Source organism: Flavobacterium sp. LC2016-13 (assembly GCF_009707955.1).
In the GTDB taxonomy this organism is placed as follows: domain Bacteria; phylum Bacteroidota; class Bacteroidia; order Flavobacteriales; family Flavobacteriaceae; genus Flavobacterium.
The window spans coordinates 43532-64073 of record NZ_WMDQ01000001.1 but is presented as its reverse complement, the minus strand read 5'-3'; the positions used below and the strand labels follow the sequence as shown (position 1 = coordinate 64073).

Annotated in this window: 13 protein-coding genes and 1 pseudogene; 9 read left to right on the top strand and 5 right to left on the bottom strand. The window is 37.8% G+C overall.

The window, feature by feature from the left end; genetic code table 11:
• Nucleotides 1-8 precede the first annotated feature (8 nt).
• Nucleotides 9-1685, bottom strand: coding sequence for a tetratricopeptide repeat protein (locus GKZ86_RS00280; protein ID WP_154781147.1), 1677 nt, complete (start codon nt 1683-1685; stop codon nt 9-11).
• 349 nt (nt 1686-2034) lie between these two features.
• Here GKZ86_RS00280 and GKZ86_RS25395 point away from each other — a divergent pair, with 349 nt between their 5' ends.
• The 3 genes from GKZ86_RS25395 to GKZ86_RS00265 all read left to right on the top strand — a co-directional run bounded on the left by GKZ86_RS25395 (nt 2035) and on the right by GKZ86_RS00265 (nt 4954).
• A complete protein-coding gene (locus GKZ86_RS25395; protein WP_230328230.1) occupies nt 2035-2748 on the top strand; it encodes a hypothetical protein in 714 nt (237 codons plus the stop codon).
• Nucleotides 2749-3075: 327 nt separating this feature from the next.
• A complete protein-coding gene (locus tag GKZ86_RS00270; protein WP_154781146.1) occupies nt 3076-3927 on the top strand; it encodes an AraC family transcriptional regulator in 852 nt (283 codons plus the stop codon).
• A 178-nt stretch (nt 3928-4105) separates the two neighbouring features.
• Complete coding sequence (locus GKZ86_RS00265) at nt 4106-4954, top strand: RteC domain-containing protein (protein WP_370456744.1); 849 nt, start codon at nt 4106-4108, stop codon at nt 4952-4954.
• 165 nt (nt 4955-5119) lie between these two features.
• Here GKZ86_RS00265 and GKZ86_RS00260 read toward each other — a convergent pair whose 3' ends face one another.
• Together GKZ86_RS00260 and GKZ86_RS00255 are read right to left on the bottom strand one after the other, a co-directional pair.
• Nucleotides 5120-5476: a hypothetical protein gene (locus GKZ86_RS00260; RefSeq protein WP_154781144.1), complete on the bottom strand. Its 357-nt coding sequence runs from the start codon at nt 5474-5476 to the stop codon at nt 5120-5122.
• Between the two features lies 1 nt (nt 5477).
• Nucleotides 5478-5966, bottom strand: a complete 489-nt coding sequence (locus tag GKZ86_RS00255) for a Panacea domain-containing protein (protein WP_154781143.1) — start codon at nt 5964-5966, stop codon at nt 5478-5480.
• A gap of 467 nt (nt 5967-6433) precedes the next feature.
• On the opposite strand from GKZ86_RS00255, the gene GKZ86_RS00250 reads away from it, so the two are divergent.
• The 6 genes and pseudogenes from GKZ86_RS00250 to GKZ86_RS00225 all read left to right on the top strand — a co-directional run bounded on the left by GKZ86_RS00250 (nt 6434) and on the right by GKZ86_RS00225 (nt 17082).
• Nucleotides 6434-6748, top strand: a complete 315-nt coding sequence (locus GKZ86_RS00250; protein ID WP_154781142.1) for a helix-turn-helix domain-containing protein — start codon at nt 6434-6436, stop codon at nt 6746-6748.
• A gap of 79 nt (nt 6749-6827) precedes the next feature.
• Nucleotides 6828-8279: a DUF3945 domain-containing protein gene (locus GKZ86_RS00245; RefSeq protein ID WP_154781141.1), complete on the top strand. Its 1452-nt coding sequence runs from the start codon at nt 6828-6830 to the stop codon at nt 8277-8279.
• 6 nt (nt 8280-8285) lie between these two features.
• Nucleotides 8286-10373 (top strand): type IA DNA topoisomerase, encoded by a 2088-nt coding sequence (locus GKZ86_RS00240; RefSeq protein ID WP_154781140.1) that lies wholly within the window; start codon nt 8286-8288, stop codon nt 10371-10373.
• Nucleotides 10373-11250, top strand: a pseudogene (locus GKZ86_RS00235) (ORF6N domain-containing protein). Before GKZ86_RS00240 ends, GKZ86_RS00235 begins: the two are co-directional and overlap by 1 nt.
• 23 nt (nt 11251-11273) lie before the next feature.
• Nucleotides 11274-11708, top strand: a complete 435-nt coding sequence (locus GKZ86_RS00230; protein ID WP_154781139.1) for a DUF1896 domain-containing protein — start codon at nt 11274-11276, stop codon at nt 11706-11708.
• A complete protein-coding gene (locus GKZ86_RS00225; RefSeq protein WP_154781138.1) occupies nt 11698-17082 on the top strand; it encodes an N-6 DNA methylase in 5385 nt (1794 codons plus the stop codon). Before GKZ86_RS00230 ends, GKZ86_RS00225 begins: the two co-directional genes overlap by 11 nt.
• A 13-nt stretch (nt 17083-17095) precedes the next feature.
• On the opposite strand, the gene GKZ86_RS00220 is transcribed toward GKZ86_RS00225, so the two are convergent.
• Together GKZ86_RS00220 and mobC are read right to left on the bottom strand one after the other, a co-directional pair.
• Nucleotides 17096-18250 (bottom strand): HNH endonuclease, encoded by a 1155-nt coding sequence (locus GKZ86_RS00220; RefSeq protein ID WP_154781137.1) that lies wholly within the window; start codon nt 18248-18250, stop codon nt 17096-17098.
• A 215-nt stretch (nt 18251-18465) separates the two neighbouring features.
• Nucleotides 18466-20484 carry a conjugal transfer protein MobC gene (mobC, locus tag GKZ86_RS00215; protein ID WP_154781136.1) on the bottom strand — a complete coding sequence of 673 codons (2019 nt, stop codon included), beginning with the start codon at nt 20482-20484 and terminating at the stop codon, nt 18466-18468.
• Nucleotides 20485-20542: the final 58 nt, after the last annotated feature.

Genomic DNA, 20542 nt, shown 5'->3' with positions numbered 1-20542 from the left:
GATACATATCACTGTGACTGCATATCTTCCATTTTTAATTCTTCAATAAAATACTTGGGTGTTATTCCGGTATAGAGAAGAAAAGATTTAGCAAATCTTCTGGTAGTGCTAAATCCTGCCTCTTCGGCAAGAGCATCATGAGTGTAGTTCTGTAAAACCTTATCATTTCGAATCCTTTGAGCAATATTATCAACCTTAAGGCTATTAATGTACTCGTTGAACTTTTTGTTTCTGTGACGCGCAATAATTAGTGATAAATACTTAGTATTCGTATTGAAATAGCTCGCCAGTTTTGTGAGATTTAAATCTTTTTCAAGGAATTTTTTGCTATTTTCAAACTTTTGTAAACGTTGTAAAACCGCCTCCTCAGCATTCTTACTTATTGAAAAATCAGTGTCATCACCTTTAGAGGCTCTGGCTTTTTCTACATCTTCAATTTTTTGCAGTAATTTTTCGTATTTCTTTCTAGCTTCTTTTTTATTTTTAAAATGCCTAATGATCCCATATACAATAATGAGAATCATAACACCAATGATAGAAATGAATATTTCATCATTATATTTTCGATTATTAAGTGAATCCTTGAGTTTTTGCTGCTCTTGAACCAGTTCCTTAGTGTCATATTCTTTGCGGATTTTTCCCTGAAGATGGGCATAGGTAACATGCAATTTCTTATCCACCTCAAGTAGTTTTTCAACGTAACGCAACTGCTCCGGAAGCATATTTTTGTCTTTGTAATAAGAAATCATAAGCTCATAAGCTTCTCTTAAATCGGGACGAATATAACCCCGATCGATAAAGCTTTTGTCAACTTTCTCGAAATAAACTAATGCTTTTTCCTTATCATTTAAGCCCCAGTAACTTTTTCCAATATAAAAGTATCCGACTGTCTCATTGGAGAAATCTTTATTCTCGCGAATGTCAGGCAATGACGATTGTATTTTTTCTATACCTACTGCATAGTTGTGAAGCATACTTTGGTTAACTCCTTCCGAATGTATGAAGTAAGGTTTCATATCTAAATTTCCGGTTTTTATCCCGTAGGCAATTCCCATTTCATTTACAGAGGTACATAGACCGTAATTTCCAACTTTGTTATAGCACACGCCCAGTGAATGCAGAGAGTTTAAATATGCCCTTACATTGGTGTTCTTAAAGTGGCTGATACACTCCTGAAAGATCGCGATTGCTTCTTCATAGTAGCCCAGATACAATTTTATCTGTCCAATATAATATTTCGTTTTGTAGATTAAATATTTATCATTGGTTTTTTTAATATAATCATCAGCGACCAAATAGATGTCCATTGCCTCAGATAGACGTTTTTGGCCATAATAAGCAATGCCTTTCGATAGGTAAGCTGATCCTATAATTTCATTGCTTTTTGATCTTTTAGCGGCTATTACCATACTATCCGCATATTTAAGCTTTAGCATTTCTGGCGCATAGTGAACGTAGTTTTTATATGCATTTGAAAGCTCCTCCCAATTTTCTTCTGCTTTTGCTTTGATTAAAAAGGATAGCAAGTATAGTGACCTCCGCTCCGTCGTGTTATTACCGTCTTCTATACGATCAAAAAGATAGTCAAAATCCTTATTCTTTAACGAATCAGGAATGTGAAACTGCTGGGCGTTTATAAGTTGAATCGAGCATAATGAAAGTATAAGTAAATATTTTGAAATCATAGGTTCGGTTTAAGTTGGTTTTTGGAGGAAACTATTCAAAAATATATTCACGCATATTGTTAGTAATGAATGATTTAAAAAGGCGTAAAAAGCCAAATATAATTATAAAAACAGGAAAAACCTACAAAAGCAATGTGCAAAAATAGTGTGTCGATTTTCCGAAAAAAGACAGTCCGAATACTGAAAATGTCCAAACAACCATTTGTGGGAGTCAGTTATCGCCTTTAGTTTTGGCTTTGAATTCAAAGCAAAAAATCTGGATTAATTCTCAGATTTCGTTCAGCTTTCCCCGGGTGAAAAATGAACTGACGAAAAAAAAGTAATCAGTCACATTTAACACAATGTACACATGAAAAATTTAAAATTATGTCTGGCAATCTTGCCATTGTTTACAATTGCCTGTACAGAAGAATATACAGGCGAAGTTATAGAAACTGCACACAAAACCGGTAGTGCACACAAAACCGATATCGGACCTGATAATACTGCAAATCCTTTCGATATCGCAGGTAGCATTCATAATGAAATCCTGGAAACTCTGGAGCAGACCAATTTTAATTCACAATCCGTCGAAGAGATCACTATTTTGATCGATTCAGTTTCAGCCGTGTACCCTCCTGAGTTGGTATTATTATCGAGTAATGCTACAATGTCAACCAGGGTATCAGAAATCATATGGATAGTCAATAGCAACAATGCCATCGACGATGTTCTGGCAGTGTCGAGCCTGGGAGTAAATGCCAAAACCAGCCTGCTGACATTTGTAAATTCTCTGGTGCTGGCTTCCGATGGTCCTTATGAGGATATTCACTCGATGATAGTTTCCTATGAGGCGGATATTCTGAGCAATACGGAATTCACAAGTGACGATAAACGCATAATCCTGACAACTACCTCGGTTGCCCGATATTCAATTTACGGCGAAAAGCGAAAAGATAAAGATTGGGAAACAGGTGTTACTAAAATTGCTGCTGCGGTTTCAGGTGCAGAAGAGTGTATGGTTTTGGGACTTAAAATGGCACTAACTGTTGGGCTGTGCCATAACAATAATATCACACAATAATGAATTGGATTGATTACATATTAGTAGTTTATGAGCGGGAAATTGCCATTATTCTAAGCGTTCTTCTCCTTGTAATTAATCTGGCTAACCTATACTTCATCATAGATTTTATGAGCTATGATGAAATAGGTTATCTCAGCCATGAGAAGATTCACTGTTTCAATCTATCTGATTTCCTGAGTATATTTCTTGTCACTATAGTGTTAAATCTACTATTTGTGTTTGTCGCGCTATTTGCCAGAATTACCAAAGATCGCTAACGGCAAGTTTTCAAACTGCAATTAATTTCAATGACTTCTATAGTTAAATCTAAAAAAAGACAATATCTTGAAAATTCAAACGTATAATATCTGGTCGAAGGAACTAAAAGTACTATATTTTTCGAAATATAAATCAGTAAAAGCATGTAATGCACTTTTGAAGCCCGGCTGGTTTTCTATGATTCTGATGGTATCAGGAACAATAGATTTTATTGTCGGCTCCTCTACAGTCCGACTATCAACAGGACAACTTTATGCTGTTCCTAATTTTGCTAAAGCGGGAACAATCGTATCCCCGGTAAGATTTTATCTGGTATCCTGTACAATTGCATTTGCAATTAATAACAGGATTGCAAGGTATGGAAGCGGGTACTTAGGAGTAATAACCAACCAGTCCGGTTTTGTACTCTCACTTTCAAAAGATGAGATGGAACACATGATACAGTTGGCTGAACTCCTAAAGAAAAAGATTTTCATCAACAAGTATGGTGTTTTTCAGGATGAGATGGTTTTGCTTTGTCTTAATCTCGTACTATATGAAACCAGTGCGCTCTATTATAAAAAAGATGAAAATGCATTGGCGATTTATAGCAGGACAGAAAAAATTGTTATGGATTTTATCGATCTGATACAGGAGTACAGTACAGGAAATCACGATGTGAAATTTTATGCAGATTCTTTATTTGTGAGCAAGGGGCACTTGCGTAAAGCTGTGCGGCGTATTACAGGAATGTCTGCCAAATATTTCATAGAGATGGCAATCGTCTCAGAGGCATACTTATTACTGGCTGACGATGATCTTTCCATTACAGATATAGCCGAACAACTTAACTTTAGAACATTACCATCATTTAGCATCTTTTTTAAAAAGTATACAAAACTCTCACCGACCCAATATCGCCTGAAGCTAAGGCATTAATTTAGTTTCCTTTACCATATCCCATACTATGACACTAAATCCAAAACATTAATATCTTTTCTTGACTGTTTTTTGCATGTACAATCGCCTTTTTTTCCTTTAAGCTCATATATAATTTAGGTACAGGAATTGTCGCTATAGCGCCTGCTGTCTTGACAAAAGATATTGCATTAAAATCATGTCTATGAAATCACTGAATGCAATTATTTCCGAAATCCGGCGTAAAGAGGATAAAGTTTCGCTGGAGACTTCACATCTTATTGACGAGGCTTCCCAAATGACATTGTACCTAAAAGAATTGTTGCACACTACCCGGGAATATGTTTTAAAAGAAGGATTTAAAAATGAGGCAGAGGAAATAGAATTCTTTCGCAATATTAAGCCACAAATTTTGGGTCAGCTGATTTATTATAATAAACTATTTCGAATTGAAACTGCCTGCCCAGTGAAAAACGGAAAAATGTACCAGAAATTTTTTACCAGCCAGCTTCAGCTACTCAAACAGGAATTTAAAGAAGATATTTGCGAATCACATTTTTATCGCTATTATAGATCAGGTAGAAATGACAGGGATGATGAGTATTTTACTCGGGGAAAAATTAATTACAAGGACGGGCTCAACAGCTATGTCTTTGAAATAGACCATCAATTTTCGACGTATTACGATTCAAAAGTAGCCCGAATTATTGCAAATGAACTTATCTATTCCTATTTGATAACTAAAATAAATCCTGATGATAGCTACGGATCATTAATGCAAAATCCGGATTCTGCCAAAGAAATTTTCTGGACAGACTCTAAGAATGCACTCATTGAACTGATTTATGCGCTACATGCTTCAGGAGTGATATCGCATGGAAAGATTGGAATACGCAAAATGACCCTGGTCTTTCAAATACTTTTTCGTGTACCGCTCGGCGACGTACATCATTCTTTTCACCGGATGAAAGACAGAGCCGGAACAAGAACGTCCTTTTTGGATCATTTGAAATTGTCATTAGAGCAATATATGGATAAAGAACTATAGTAATTTCAACCATAATACAAGGCCGCTGCTTAATAAATGAAGAGTCAACTAAAAGTCTAAGCTGTAACAATACCCAGAGCCACCATTGTTTAAACAGAAAACTCCCAAATGGGAGTTTTTGTGAATATTTTATAGTATAAAATTTAAAATAGCAGATAAACTGTATTATGTATTACTAGCTGATTGTTTAAATAAGTAACGCATCACTATTGCAAAAATACCAACTATAGAAGCTAATGAAGTTGTAATTAAAGTGATTAATACGGTGTCTGATAAATGAAAGCAAATCCAATTATCTAATCCAACTGCGATAACTATACCAAGAACAGTAAATGTAAATACAACTAGAAACGAAAAAGTGCGTTTGGCGTATTTTTTTCTTTCTTCTCTGTCTTGTATTCGATCTTTAATGTCTTCCAATGTCAGAGAACTTTCCTCTTCAATATTTCGCACTCTTTCTTCGTCTAATGGCGTAGCTGAAGACTTTTCAAGTAACTTATCAAGAAGTTTGTTTTTCCCCATATTAAGCTAGTTCATGTTCTAAATTTTCCGTAAACTTTTTATAGTATTTTAAAGTCAATTCATCACTAATCTCTTTGTTTTCATTAGGAACGTATGTTAAAGACCAAGGAGTATTACCTTGATGTGTAATTGATACTAAAGAAGGTCCTGAAACATCCTTATAAATATTCCAAGTTAGCAAAATAATTTTTTTGAGATTTTCGTCTTGAACTTCAGGAGTTTTATTTTGAAAAGCACTTATATCAAATATAGTAGCTTTTCTATCAATTGGATTACTTCCGAAATCCTTAAATTCATGATAAAGTTTTGGAATAACTGGCCCAAATTTCCAAGCTTCTACAGGCTCACTAAAAGCTTTTTTATTCAATATTGCCAAAGATAAACCATGGGTTATATAACACAATTTGGCTAATTGTAAGTTAGTTAATTGTTTTCCGGAATTTTTAGAGAGTTCCAAGAATTCGTTTGCAACTGCATATACATTTTCCATTTCCAATTATTTTGATTACAAGTTACAAAAATACTTTATTAAATACACAATTTGAAATATTAATTGGTTTGATTATCAAACATATTTAAATTTTTTGATTGTAATTGTTTTGAATTTAGCATTAAAAACTTTTGTACGCAAAATTAAGAAGATTCTCGTCATATAAATCGCAAATCAAAATCTAATAACTTCGAGGTAAACTGAATAGCTATCTCCGGAATTAGTTTTCATCTTACTTAAAGACCTGCCAACAAAATGTATAAAGCTTGTTTATTGTGCCCATATGTGCCCATTGATAATAAACTTTAACGGTTAGTTATCTCAGTATTTCACTCGTTTTTAAATCAGTTTTTGTTGCTATAGAGACGACTCTGTAGGTAGAAAGTGCATTTACCAATGGGCACAACTTGGCAGAAAATACTTTTTTCATGTGTCAATTTTGTGGTGTTGAACCTAAAAGAAAGATTATGAATATTGACAGAATGGAATTTATGGCCTGGATGGAGCGAATCATGGAGAGGTTCGACATCCTTATGGAATTGGGGAGAGGAGCTAAAAACCAACATACCGGAATTGACGGAGAAGAGCTGCTGGATAATCAGGATATTTTGCAAATGCTAAAGATAAGTGCACGATCCCTGCAGCGTTACCGTTCGTCGGGGAAGCTTCCATATTACACAATCAGTGGAAAAATTTACTATAAGCTCTCAGATGTACATCAGTTCGTCAGGGAAAGCTTTACGTCTTCCATGCCTAAAAAGCAAAAGGCAACGAGTGACTAGTAATGCCAATGGATGCCAGTTAAAATAGAATAATGAGCGCATATTTTACTTTCGGGGCTGAACTTAAAAATTTCAGACTATGAGCGAGCAAAATGCAGATAAACCACAACTACCTGAACAGTTGTCGGATATAATATTGGTACTGGATAAAGAGAAAATGAAAATAATGGCTGTAAAGGGCATTGATGAAAATGGAAAGCTGGAAACAGTTGAACCTACAAAGAAGAATCAGAACCAATTTATGCGAGTAGATAAACAGGGTGATGTTTTTTCCAACTTCTTCTCCAATTTTTTCAGTCAATTGAAGAACCCTACCAACTTCTCCTTTTTCAAAGTTCCAGAACTTCTTGCAGTTGATACGGCAAAGGAAATACAGAAACAAGTAAATCATCCAACACCGGAGAGTGAAAAATTGATCAGGCAACACGAAGTGAAAGTGGCAGATGGTCAGGATTATAAACAAGAAAATAAAAACAATATGGAAGCAACACAAACAACACCGGAAACAAGTGAATATCGCTACAAACCGGAACAGATCGATTGGGAAACCATGAACAACCTTGGACTCGGCAAAGAGAAACTTGAAAAAATGAACCTGCTTGATCCGCTACTCAGAGGCTACAAGACCAATGAACTTGTACCTGTCAGTCTTAATCTGGGTACTGCCGTCACCCGCATGGATGCACGTTTATCTCTTCAGGAAAAAGATGGGCAGGTAGTGGTAGCCATTCATGGCATCCGCAAAGAACCTAACCTGAATTATGCTTTTTTCGGTCACGAGTTTAGTAAAGAAGATAAAGAAAACCTACTAAAAACAGGTAATATGGGTCGTGTGGTCAATCTTACCAATCCCAAAAAAGAAAACGAAATCATCCCCTCCCTAATCAGTGTAGACAGGCTGACCAATGAACTGGTAGCAATTCGAACAGAATTTATAAAAATTCCTGACGAAATAAAAGGAGTAAAACTAAATGAAGACCAGAAGCGGACTTTGCTTGAAGGCAAACCACTTTACATAGAAGGAATGATATCCAAGAAAGGAGCTGCGTTTGATGCGACGGTACAGTACAATGCCGATAAACGTTTTGTAGAGTTTCTCTTTGACAGGAGCAACTCTAATAAACAGGATCAAGGAAATCAACAGAATCAATCGCACGAAGCTCCAAAAATCTTTAGGGATAAGGAGCTGGACAATGACCAATATCAAAAGTTCAAGGACGGCCAGACAATTTATGTCAGTGGACTTGTGGACAAGAAAGGCAAAGAATATAATGGCTATATCACTTTCAACAAGGAAACCAATAAAACAGATTTCTCATTTCAAAACCCGGATAAGATCAAGGAGCAGGCAAAACCCACAGAAGCTCATAAAACGCAGACAGCGGTTAATTCTGAAGGCACAACCAATGAGGCGACTAAGAATATCAAAGAGCCTTTGAAATCAGGACAAACAAATCCCGATAACAAAAAACAACAGGATGAACAGGAACAACAAGAAGCACCTGTTAAATCCAAAGGACTTAAAAGATAAAGGGCTATGAAAACAGTTATTGCAGAAAAACCCAGTGTAGCAAGGGAAATAGCCCGACTGCTGGGGGCTACCGAAAAAAAAGATGGCTATCTGACCGGTAACGGTTATTTTGTTACCTGGGCATTCGGTCATTTAGTAGGGTTGGGAATGCCGGAAGATTACGGCATTACAGGATTTCAGAAAACATCCCTGCCAATATTGCCCGATCCTTTTTTACTGACCGTAAGAAAAGTAAAAAAGGACAAAGGGTATACAGCCGATACCGGAGCGCTAAAACAATTAAAAATAATTGAGCAGGTCATTAACAAAAGTGAAAAGATTATTGTAGCTACCGATGCCGGCCGTGAGGGTGAATTGATATTCCGTTATATCTACCAATACCTGAAATGTAGCAAACCCTTTGAACGCTTATGGATCAGTTCGCTTACTGAAAAAGCAATCAGGCAAGGCTTTGACAACCTGAAACCCGGAAGTGATCTTGACGCATTATATCAGGCTGCACAAGCCAGGAGTCGTGCCGACTGGGTCGTAGGAATCAATGCTTCACAGGCACTCTCCATTGTCGCAGACAATGGTATTTATTCGCTCGGAAGAGTACAGACACCTACGCTGGCTTTAATATGCAGGCGTTATCTGGAAAATAAGAATTTTTTAGTGCAGCAATACTGGCAGATACAACTGTCACACGCAAAGGAGTTCAAAGACTTTAAAAGCATTTCCAAAAACCGATGGGAAGATAAAAAGCAAACAGAAAACATCTTAAAATCTATCGAAAGAAATGGGAATACAGCTCTGGTCAGTTCCATCGAAATAAAAACCGTAAGTGAACAGCCGCCCTTGTTGTTTGACCTTACAGGATTGCAAAAAGAAGCCAATATAAAACTGAACCTGTCCGCTGAAGAAACCCTGAACATTGCTCAAAGCCTGTATGAAAAGAAATTTATTACCTATCCACGTACCGGAAGTAAATACATTCCTGAAGACATGTGGGCAGAAATTCCCAATCTTATCAGGGTTTTGCAGGTTATGGAAAACTATAAGGATACGGTAGCCAAAGTGAAATGGGGACATTTCAATAAACGTATCGTCAATGACCTGCGTGTTACCGATCATCATGGACTGTTGATTACCGAGAAAATCCCTTCGGCATTACCGGCAAAGGAAAATGCAGTTTATAACTTGATTGCCTTTCGACTATTGGAAGCAATTTCTGAGACCTGCACAAAAGAAATAACCGATATTACTTTACAGGTTTTGCATTACGATTTTGCCGTGAAAGGCTGTAGGATACTTGAACCAGGATGGCGTTCCATCAAAGGTAGTTTTTCTGATAATGATACTGAAGCTGTGCAGGAATTGCCCGAACTCAAAAAAGGTGATGAACTTAAAATAAAAGATGCCTCAGTTCTGGAAAAGAAAACCAAACCACCTATACTTTATACTGAAGCAGGACTTTTATCGGCTATGGAAGGTGCCGGAAAGGAAATAGAAAACCAGGAAGAGCGCAAGGCATTACAGAGCATAGGTATCGGTACACCAGCTACTAGAGCTTCCATTATCGAAACTCTTTTTGCCCGTAATTATATCCAAAGGGAATTGAAATCCCTGCTACCTACAGACAAAGGATTGCAGGTGTATGAACTGGTTAAGAACAAGAAAATTGCCGATGTAGCGATGACCGCCCAGTGGGAATTGGCTTTGCAGAAAATCGAAAATAACGAAACTGATTCCGGGGCTTTTCAAAAAGAGATAGAAACATATGCAGAGTCGATTACCAATGAACTGCTGCAAACTTCGATTGTACAAACCAATCTCGCTGCGCTTATCTGCCCGAAATGTAAAAAACAGCACTTAATTATCAGGGATAAAATTATCAAATGCACGGACGAAACATGCAACTGGTTACAGTTCCGAAATGTTTGCGGAGTGCTGGTCAGCATAGATGATATTGAAAATCTTGTCACTAAAGGCAGAACCTCCCTTATTAAAGGAATGAAAAGCAATGCAGGAAAGAAATTCGACGCTTATATCGTATTGAATGAGGATTGTACAACCTCTTTTGAATTTGAAAAAAATAAAATCCGTAAAAAGTAATGGAGAATAAGCCCGTCATTAATCCTGAAGAAATCCGTAAGCTGATTTATTCCATAGGTGGAAAGCAGGTGATGCTGGATAGTGACCTCGCTTCTTTATATCAAGTGGAAACAAAGAACCTCAACAAAGCCGTAAAAAGAAATATTGAAAGGTTTCCTGCTTCTTTTTGTTTTCAACTGACCGTAGAGCAGGTTGCAAACTTGAGGTTCCAAAGTGGAACCTCAAGTTTAAGCTACGGTGGAAGACGTTACTTTCCCTATGTTTTTACAGAACAAGGAATTGCAATGGCCTCTGCCATACTCCGTTCGGAAATTGCCATTAAGGTCAGTATCGAAATTATGGAAGCCTTTGTAGAAATGAGAAAGATGCTTATCAGCAATGCTTTTTTATTTCATCGTCTGGATAAGATTGAAATTAAACAACTGGAAGCTGACCAAAAATTTGAAGAGATTTTTAAGGCACTGGAAAATGACAAACCGCACAGCGAAAGAGGTGTTTTCTATAAAGGACAAATTTTTGATGCCTATGCTCTTGTATCGGGTATTATCCGTAATGCCCAAAGTTCCATTATTCTCATTGATAATTATGTGGATGAAACGGTACTCACTTTATTGGGCAAACGCAACGATAGCGTAACAGCGACAATCTACACCAAAACGATCAGTAGCCAATTGCGGCTTGACTTACAGCGATACAACAGTCAGTATTCTCCGGTTGAGATTGAAATCCTTTCCGATGCACACGATCGTTTTCTAATTATAGATAACACAGAGCTCTATCATATTGGAGCATCATTAAAGATCTGGGCAAAAAATGGTTTGCCTTTTCCAGAATGGATATTGAGGTTGGAAGGATGCTCCAGATTTTAGCCATTTAGCCAAATTCTAAACAAAACATAATATGGATATACCAAACAAAAACCTGTCGTATTTCAGGTTGCGATTACAAGAGTTATTGAATACCAGCTTTCCTGAAAAAGCGCACGATGTTAAATTTATTGACCAGCGTTCAAGTTGGGCAGCAAATAGCTATGAAGGTGCTTTTTTGGCAGGTAACTCACAGGGTCAATGCGAGCACATTGCAGAATACATTCTTTTTGAAGGTTTGCATTTCTCCATGTTTGACACCATTTTCCAAGTGGTCTGCAACGAATTCGATACAAGAATGGCAGACGAAGAATTACGCCCGTTCGCATTGAAGATGCTTCGCGTGTGCCAGCCTGTTTTTATCAATTTTACGCTGACTGATGACTTTGCGGACACCGTGGAGTTTGACCTGCTCTATACTGAGCTCACGGGAACAATAGCTATTTGGATAGAAGATTATGGGCTTTAGTAAGCGTCAACATCTCCAAAAGAATATTGATGCCTTACGAATTGCTTTTAAACTGGAACAGGAGAACCGTAAAGCCTCCGCAGGCGAAAGGCTGCCAATGATGCAATACAGCGGATTTGGCGGCCTTAAATTCATATTGAACCCCGCCCAAAACGCTATCGATATCAACCATTGGCGAAAAACCGAGCATGACCTGTTTCCACTCACACAAGAACTGCACGAGCTTTTAAAAGACAATACTACTGATGAAAAGCAATACCGCAGTTATGTGGACAGTATGCGAAGTTCCGTACTTACAGCATTTTATACCCCTCCTTCGATAATTAATGCCATTTCCACTTCCTTGAAAGAAAGCGGTATAAACTTCCATAAATTACTTGAACCCTCTGCCGGTATCGGCTCCTTTATCGAATCCTTTGCAGAAAAAAATGTAACACAGGTTACTGCTTATGAAAAAGATCTGCTCACCGGTAATATTTTAAAACAGCTCTATCCGGACAATACAATCCACATTAATGGTTTTGAAGAAATACCAGAAAGAGAACAACACAGTTATGATATAGTAGCCAGCAATATTCCTTTCGGAGATACTTCCGTATTTGACCTTTCTTATTCCAGAAGTAAGGACACTGCAAAAATACAGGCCGCGCGAAGCATCCACAATTATTTTTTTCTGAAAGGAACCGATATGCTGCGTGATGGCGGCTTACTGGTTTTTATCACTTCACAAGGTGAGCTCAATAGCCCGAATAATGAAACGATTCGCAGGGCTTTGATGCGTGATAACAATTTAGTTTCGGCCGTTCGTTTACCCAATAACCTGTTTATTGAGTATGCCGGAACGGAAGTCGGCAGCGACCTTATTATACTTCAAAAAAACATCGCAAAGCAAAGTTTAACCGAAGCTGAAGAATTGTTTTGCCAAAGCAGATTGACGTCGCACAATACACCGGATAATGCTTTGTTTCAGAATAGTGCAAGAATTGTTCATACGGACAGTGCTTTAAAGACTGATGCTTACGGGAAGCCAGCATATATCTACATGCACAAAGACGGTGTAGAAGGTATAGCTAAAGATTTGAAACGGATACTTATGGAAGATTTATCCAATCGGCTCGATATGGGATTATACAAAGGCGAAAGGAACATAGAAGTTGATATGCAAACTCCCATAGCGCAACAACCAGCACCTCCTGTCACCGAACCAATTACCAGTAAAGCGGAAACACAACTATTCTCTGCACCGGTAACAAGCAATGGGATTACAGAAAAAAAGGATAAGCAATTAAGTATTTATGACCTGTTTGAAGAAATGGGAGAAACAGCGACCGTTGATGTTGATGTTAAGATTAAAAAGCAAGCAGTTAAAAGAAATAGAAGTGTAGGGGGGAAGCAGTTAGACATGTTTAGTACCCTGACGCCACAAACATATGCACGAACTTCTTCTAACGCTCCAAAAAATGAAAATAAACCAGTCAAAAAACGGGAAGAAATTGGCGATCTTCTTTCTACAGTAACTGAAAATGGTCAGGTTCAAACGGCAATCGCAGGAAACACTGTTCCGGAACCTGCAATTTACTTCAAAGAAATAAAACCTTTTCACCGCACCGATTGCCTTGTGATGGATATGGGCTGGGTTGGCTATCTCAAACATTTTGAAAGTGATAAGCAGCAGGCAATTTTTCATCCCTTGCAGTTATCTCCATTACAGAAAGCAAGAGCCGAAGCTTATATTGCTGTGCGTGATAGCTACCTTGATCTTTACCAAAAAGAAGCCCAGCTACAAACCCAACATAATGATGAAAGGGACAAGCTCAATAGATTATACGATGCCTTTGTAAAAAAGTATGGCAACCTGAACACTGCAGAAAATATCAAACTCATCAAAACAGACAGTTCAGGCAGGGAAATCCCTTATCTGGAACGCGTTGTTGGAGGTGTAATCCACAAAGCGGATATATTCCATCGTCCCGTTAGCTTTTCCATCACCACATTCGCAACGGATAATCCCGATGAAGCGCTAGCTGCATCACTAAATAAATTTGGTAATGTCGATCTGGATTATATGTCCGTTATAAGCGGTATTTCTACCGACGATTTGAAGCAAGCATTGCACGGGAGAATTTTTTACAATCCCCTTCAAAAGGAATACGAAATATCAGAGCGATGGATAGCAGGTAACGTGGTCGAAAAAGCTCAGGAAGTAAAAGCTTACCTTGAAAACAGTCCTGCTGATGAGGAAGCGAAAGTAAGCCTTGCTGCTTTGGAAGAGGCCCGGCCAAGACGTATTGAATTTGAAGAACTGGATTTTAATCTGGGCGAGCGCTGGATACCAACAGGTATTTATTCCCGTTTCGCTTCGCAACTTTTCGATACTGAGGTGCGTATCCACTATTCCGAGAGTAGTGATGATTTCAACATAAAATGCGACCAGAAGAATGTGCATATATGGGATAAATATGCTGTAAAATCACAAAGCCGTACCTATGACGGTATTGCACTTATCAAACACGCACTGGTTAATACCACTCCTGATATAACTAAAAAGATCATTGTTGGCGACCAGGAGGTAAGAGTGCGGGATATGGAAGCCATACAGATGGCAAACACCAAGATCGATGAGATTCGTACCGCCTTTAACGACTGGCTTCATGCCCAAACCGATGAGTTTAGAAATAGGCTTACTAATCAGTACAACGATACCTTTAATTGCTTTTTACGTCCGCAGTATGATGGAAGTCACCAAGAGTTCCCTGGATTGGACAGAAAAGCACTGGGTGTTGACGACCTCTATTCCAGTCAGAAAGATGCTGTCTGGATGATAAAACTCAATGGAGGTGCCATCTGCGATCACGAGGTTGGTGCAGGAAAAACACTCATTATGTGTATTGCCGCACAGGAAATGAAGCGTTTGGGAATGGTACATAAACCTATGATTATGGGCTTGAAAGCCAATGTCCATGAAATTGCAGAAACCTACAGGACTGCCTATCCGCATGCCAAGATTTTATATCCCGGAAAAGAAGATTTTACACCACAAAAGCGACAAAGAATTTTCGGTGATATTAAAAACAACGATTGGGATTGCGTGATACTCACGCACGACCAGTTCGGTATGATCCCGCAGTCTCCTGAAATGCAAAAAGAAATTTTGCAGACGGAACTCGATAATGTGCAGGATAACCTTGCGGCTTTGGAAGCACAAGGAAATGAAATCTCCAGGGGAATGCTTAAGGGGGTGATCATCAGAAAACAGAATCTTGAAGTCAAACTCAAAACCTTAGAGCACGATATTGAAAATCGAAAAGACGATATAGTGGACTTTAAGATGATGGGCATTGACCATTTACTGGTAGATGAGAGTCATCGTTTTAAAAACCTAATGTTCAATACACGTCATGAGCGGGTTGCCGGATTGGGCAATATGCAGGGAAGTCAAAAGTCAATCAACCTGCTTTTTGCCATCCGTACCATACAGAAGCGTACCGGAAAAGATTTAGGCGCAACCTTTCTTTCGGGTACGACCATCAGCAACTCACTAACTGAATTGTATCTTTTGTTCAAATACCTTCGGCCACAAGCTTTAGAAAAACAGGGTATCAATTGTTTTGACGCCTGGGCAGCTATCTATGCGAGGAAAACGACAGATTATGAATTTTCTGTAGCCAATAATATCGTACAGAAAGAACGCTTCCGTTACTTTATCAAAGTGCCGGAACTGGCACAATTCTATTCGGAAATCACAGATTACCGGACTGCTAAAGATATCGGGATTGACCGTCCTGAAAAGAATGAAGTACTGTACAATATACCACCTACGCCGGATCAGGAAGACTTTATCAAAAGACTGATGGAGTTTGCCAAATCAGGAAACGGAACATTGTTGGGAAGGGCACCATTGTCGCAGAGTGAAGAGAAAGCCAAAATGTTGATTGCAACGGATTACGCCCGTAAGATGTCGCTCGATATGCGAATGGTCAGTGGTATATATGATGACCATCCTGATAACAAAGCTTCTCATTGTGCTGCCAATATTGCTAAATACTATAATGGATTTAATGCACAGAAAGGAACGCAGTTTGTGTTTTCAGACTTAGGAACCTACAAACCCGGAGAATGGAATGTGTATTCGGAAATAAAACGTAAGCTGGTAGAAGATCATGGTATTCCGGCAAATGAAGTTCGCTTTATACAGGAAGGCAAGAATGATAAGCAACGTAAAGAGCTTATCAATGGTATGAACGAAGGAAAAATCAGGGTATTGTTTGGCTCAACCGATATGTTGGGAACAGGTGTAAATGCACAAAAAAGAGCTGTTGCAGTTCACCATCTGGATACGCCTTGGCGACCAAGTGATCTTGCCCAACGTGACGGAAGGGCAGTACGAAAGGGAAACGAAATTGCCAAGTTCTTTGCAGATAACAAAGTTGATGTGATTATCTATGCAGTAGAAAAATCACTGGACAGCTATAAATTCAACCTGCTTTACAATAAACAGCTTTTTATTGACCAGCTGAAGAACAATAATCTGGGCAAACGCACCATTGACGAAGGAAGTATGGATGAAAAGTCAGGTATGAACTTCTCTGAATATGTAGCTATCCTTTCTGGAAATACGGATCTTTTGGAAAAAGCAAAATTGGAAAAACAGGTAGCAGGATTGGAAAGTGAAAAGCAGTCGTTCAACCGTTCCAAGTACAGTTCAAAATACAAGCTACATGAAATAATCGCTACACTAGAATCTGCGAAATCGCGTCTGGAGCGAATAACCCTTGATCGGGAAAACCTGCAGCAACGCTTTCAAAAGCATTCGGATGGTACTATTGCAAATCCGGTTAAACTTGACGGCTTAGTACCGAATGCAGATATGAAACAGATTGGAACCAATCTTAAGCTTATTGCGGAAAAAGCCCGCACTGGCGGTCAGTATGAAGAGATTGGTAGCTTATACGGTTTTACAATATTGGTCAAAACTGAAATGTCGGAAAAAGGGGGGGTGGATCTAAAGATTAATCGATTTTTGGTTCAGGGCGAAGGCAATATCAAGTATACGTATAATAATGGCATCATAGCTAAAGATCCGCAAACAGCGGCTATGAATTTCCTGAATGCACTGGAAAAGCTGCCGGGCTATATTGAGCAGGAACAAAAGAAAATTACCGAAATAAGAAAAGACCTGCCCGTCCTTCAAGAAGTGGTCAACAGTACATGGACAAAGGAAAGCAGACTTAATGAATTGAAAACAGAATTGGCTGCCATTGATAGAAAAATTCAATTATCCATTGCTCCCGAAAATATAGTTCAGGAAGAAACAAATGAAATTGATAGTATTCAGGCGCAGGAAAGTCCTGCTGCGCGGGTAAGGACGACCTGATAACTAGTAATTATTACTGGTTTACTATATTTTGTATTCTAATTTGTAATTCTTTGATTGATAAATATAATCCATCGAACTTTGTATGCAACATGCGGTGACAATTGGCACATACTAATGCAAGATCTTCTAATGTTGTTTCAATTACCCCCTCAGATTGTGAAATTGGAGTAATATGGTGACATTCAATAAAAATGCTTTGATAAACTTCAGGAAATGAGAATGAGCAAACCTCACACTTTAGACTATCATTTTCAATTGCCTGTCTTTTTTTTTCAATAACAATTGTTCGGTTTCTTTCTTTTACGATATGAGTTATAAGTTTCAATTCCCCTTCTTTAACAGTGAGATCTGGATTTGTAATTTCGAGCTCTTTAATAATCGATGAAGTAATGGCTTCAGATTGTCTTTCACCAGGAACAAAATGATTTTTAAACCATTCCCAAATATTTAATTGTAACTCATCAATATTGTCTGCGCTTCCAATATTTTCAATCCTGCAAACATTTCCTTGCGTAACTCCAGAAAGTTTGACTTTCCTCCAAAGTGTTGAAGAAACATTGATGTAATTATTTCTATTTGCCTTTGCAATAATTTTTACTCGTCTACCATATCTATAATTAATTCTTTCACTATCAATAAGTTCATCAGTAACAGGTGTAACTAAATGGGTGAATGCGGGAAAACCATTTACTTTTTGATAAATAAGGATGATGTCATCTACATTAGGAGTTTGAGCATTAGTTCTATGCTTGTTAGGAAAACTCAAAATAAAATTATTTTCATCAAAATCTAAATATGCTTCTCCCAATTCTTCATTCGTAACACTTTTAAACCATTTAATGTCTGAAGGTGTATATAAAGTTTCAGAAGTATCAAGTACGGTAACAGTAAAATAAGATTCGGGATTATTAAAAATAATATCTTGTATTTTATCTTGTAAATCTTTAGGAAAATATATCTGCGTTAAACTTGTTATTTGGAATTCTTGAGTTATGTTTATATTGAATCGATCTTCAAACTTTATATTTAATAATCTTTTCGTTTCATTTTTTAAGCTGCAGTAAAAAGCCACTTCAGTTTGAGTATTCCAAAGATGTAGTTCTTTCTTTCTGTCTTTAAATGGTTGCTTCCAAGATGTATTTGAAAGCCGAATTAGTCTTGCCATAGTTCATTTATTTAGTCCCGTTGCTCATTCAGTTGACAATAATTTGCATATCCACTTCACAAAATGTAAGCAATACAATTAAACAACGTTAGAGTTTTCGCTGTAATTCTGGGGACCCACTTCACTGGTAAATGTAATCTTTTTAAATTATCAATAAGGTATCTGAATAAGTGAAATTTTACCTCACAGGATTGTAAACTAATGATATAATAGTACTATGTATTGTTTTTGGGCTTCTCCTTTTGAACCAAATGCTGTAAATTAGGGTCATTTTTGATGCGTTCCAATTCTGTTGCAACAATATGAACAATATCAAGTTTTATCTGTCTGTAATTGGCATCAATTTCCTGTTTCATATTATCTACTCCATTTTTATCTACAAATGATCGAATCTCAGGCAGCTTATGATAGGTTTTAGTTTCAGCAGCTACTTTTTTATTATCGACAACAATTTCGGCGTGGAAAATCTTCTGCTCTATTCGTTCATCAAAATTGTCTGATACTGCTCCCACAAACAGACCCTGTGTTAAGGTAGAAATCTTTGAAGCAGGTATCAGACTGTCTAATTGAGTAGAAATTGAGGTAGAGGTATCGTTGCGGTTGATGCTCATACTTTGTCTTTTCTGTAATACTTTGCCGAAGCGCTCTGAAAGGCTTTTTGCAGTTTCGCCGACAACTTGTCCGCTGAAAATATTACCCACTGTATTCTGAATTACTTTGCTCTCTTTATCTCCGTAATCTCGTGTTAACTGTGAGTAATCCTGAAAGCCCAAACATACTGCTACCTTATTGCTTCTGGCAGTAGCAATGAGATTGTCCAGTCCTCTAAAATAGATTGTGGGCAACTCATCTATAATAACGGAACTTTTCAGTTGTCCTTTTTTATTAATCAATTTTACGATACGAGAATTGTATAATCCCAAGGCAGCGGAATAGATATTCTGACGGTCAGGATTATTACCTACACATAGTATTTTAGGTTCTTTTGGATTATTGATATCCAATGAAAAATCATCACCCGTCATTACCCAATAAAGTTGAGGAGAAATCATACGGGACAATGGTATTTTGGCTGATGCTATCTGACCTTGTAATTGGTCCTGTGCACCGCCTTGCCACGCATCCATAAACGGAGATAAATAATTTTCCAATTCAGGATAAGATGTAAGGATGGTAAATACGTCCGAATATTTTTTATTCAATAGTTCAATGGCGTGTGGAAATGTGCAATACTTACCGTTGTCATAGATTTTGAGAAACCATATAATAGCTGCTAAAAGTATAATTGGGCTTTCTACAAAAAAATCTCCCTGCTTTTGAATCCAGCTTCGGTTCAGGTTCAGCATAATGGTATAAGCTGCTTCGTAAGCATCCGAGATGTCGCTCATGAAATCGGGATTGAGAGGATTGCAGCGGTGGCTCTTTCTTGGGTCGTCAAAATTGATGACATAGAATTTAGGCTCTACTTTATATTTGCCTGCATGCTGTAATAAATGGTTGTAGGCGATTGTGGAAAGGTCATCAAACTTGAAATCATATATATACATTGAGAAACCTTTTTCAATATGTTGCTTGATGTAGTTGTTTACAATGGCATAGCTTTTACCTGATCCGGGTGTACCTAACACAATTGTCGCTCTGAAGGGATTGACTACATTGATCCAGCCGTCGTTCCATTTTCCTTTGTAATAAAATTTGGTTGGCAAATTAACCGAATATTCATTGTGCATAAGCTGTGTTTCCTGCTGGAAGCTTTCGTTTTCCATATTAAAAACATCGTCCATCAGATTATTATTTAACAGACGCTGCATCCATGTGCCGGCCAACAGTAAAGCGATGAAACCTATCGCAAGTGTGAGAATATAAAAGAACGTCCCAATGATAGGTGATAATTTTAAAAGTGGCGTGTTCAGAAAGAAGAACACGAAACCAATTCCCAAAACCCCGTAAATTTTAGACCAGGTTATTTTTTCATTCTTCACACCTTTGCTTCCAAGACAACTTAGAGCCAGCAGCACTGTAGCAAATACCTTAGTATATAATGTATGCGAAAACAGACCAGCCGTCCGTTGGAAATTACCCAATATGGTATTGAGAACTTTCAGCGTCCATCCTCTTTCAAGAAAAAAGCCGTAACAGTACCAGTATAGGTGCATCAGCACTATCAGGATACTTACGGCTCTCATAAATGCCATAATCTTGGCAAGCCCTCTTAAATCATCTTCTCCCTGCATTATAAAACATTTAATATTGAAGTATGAATTTAAATGCTGTATAGTGTGGCTGTAAAAA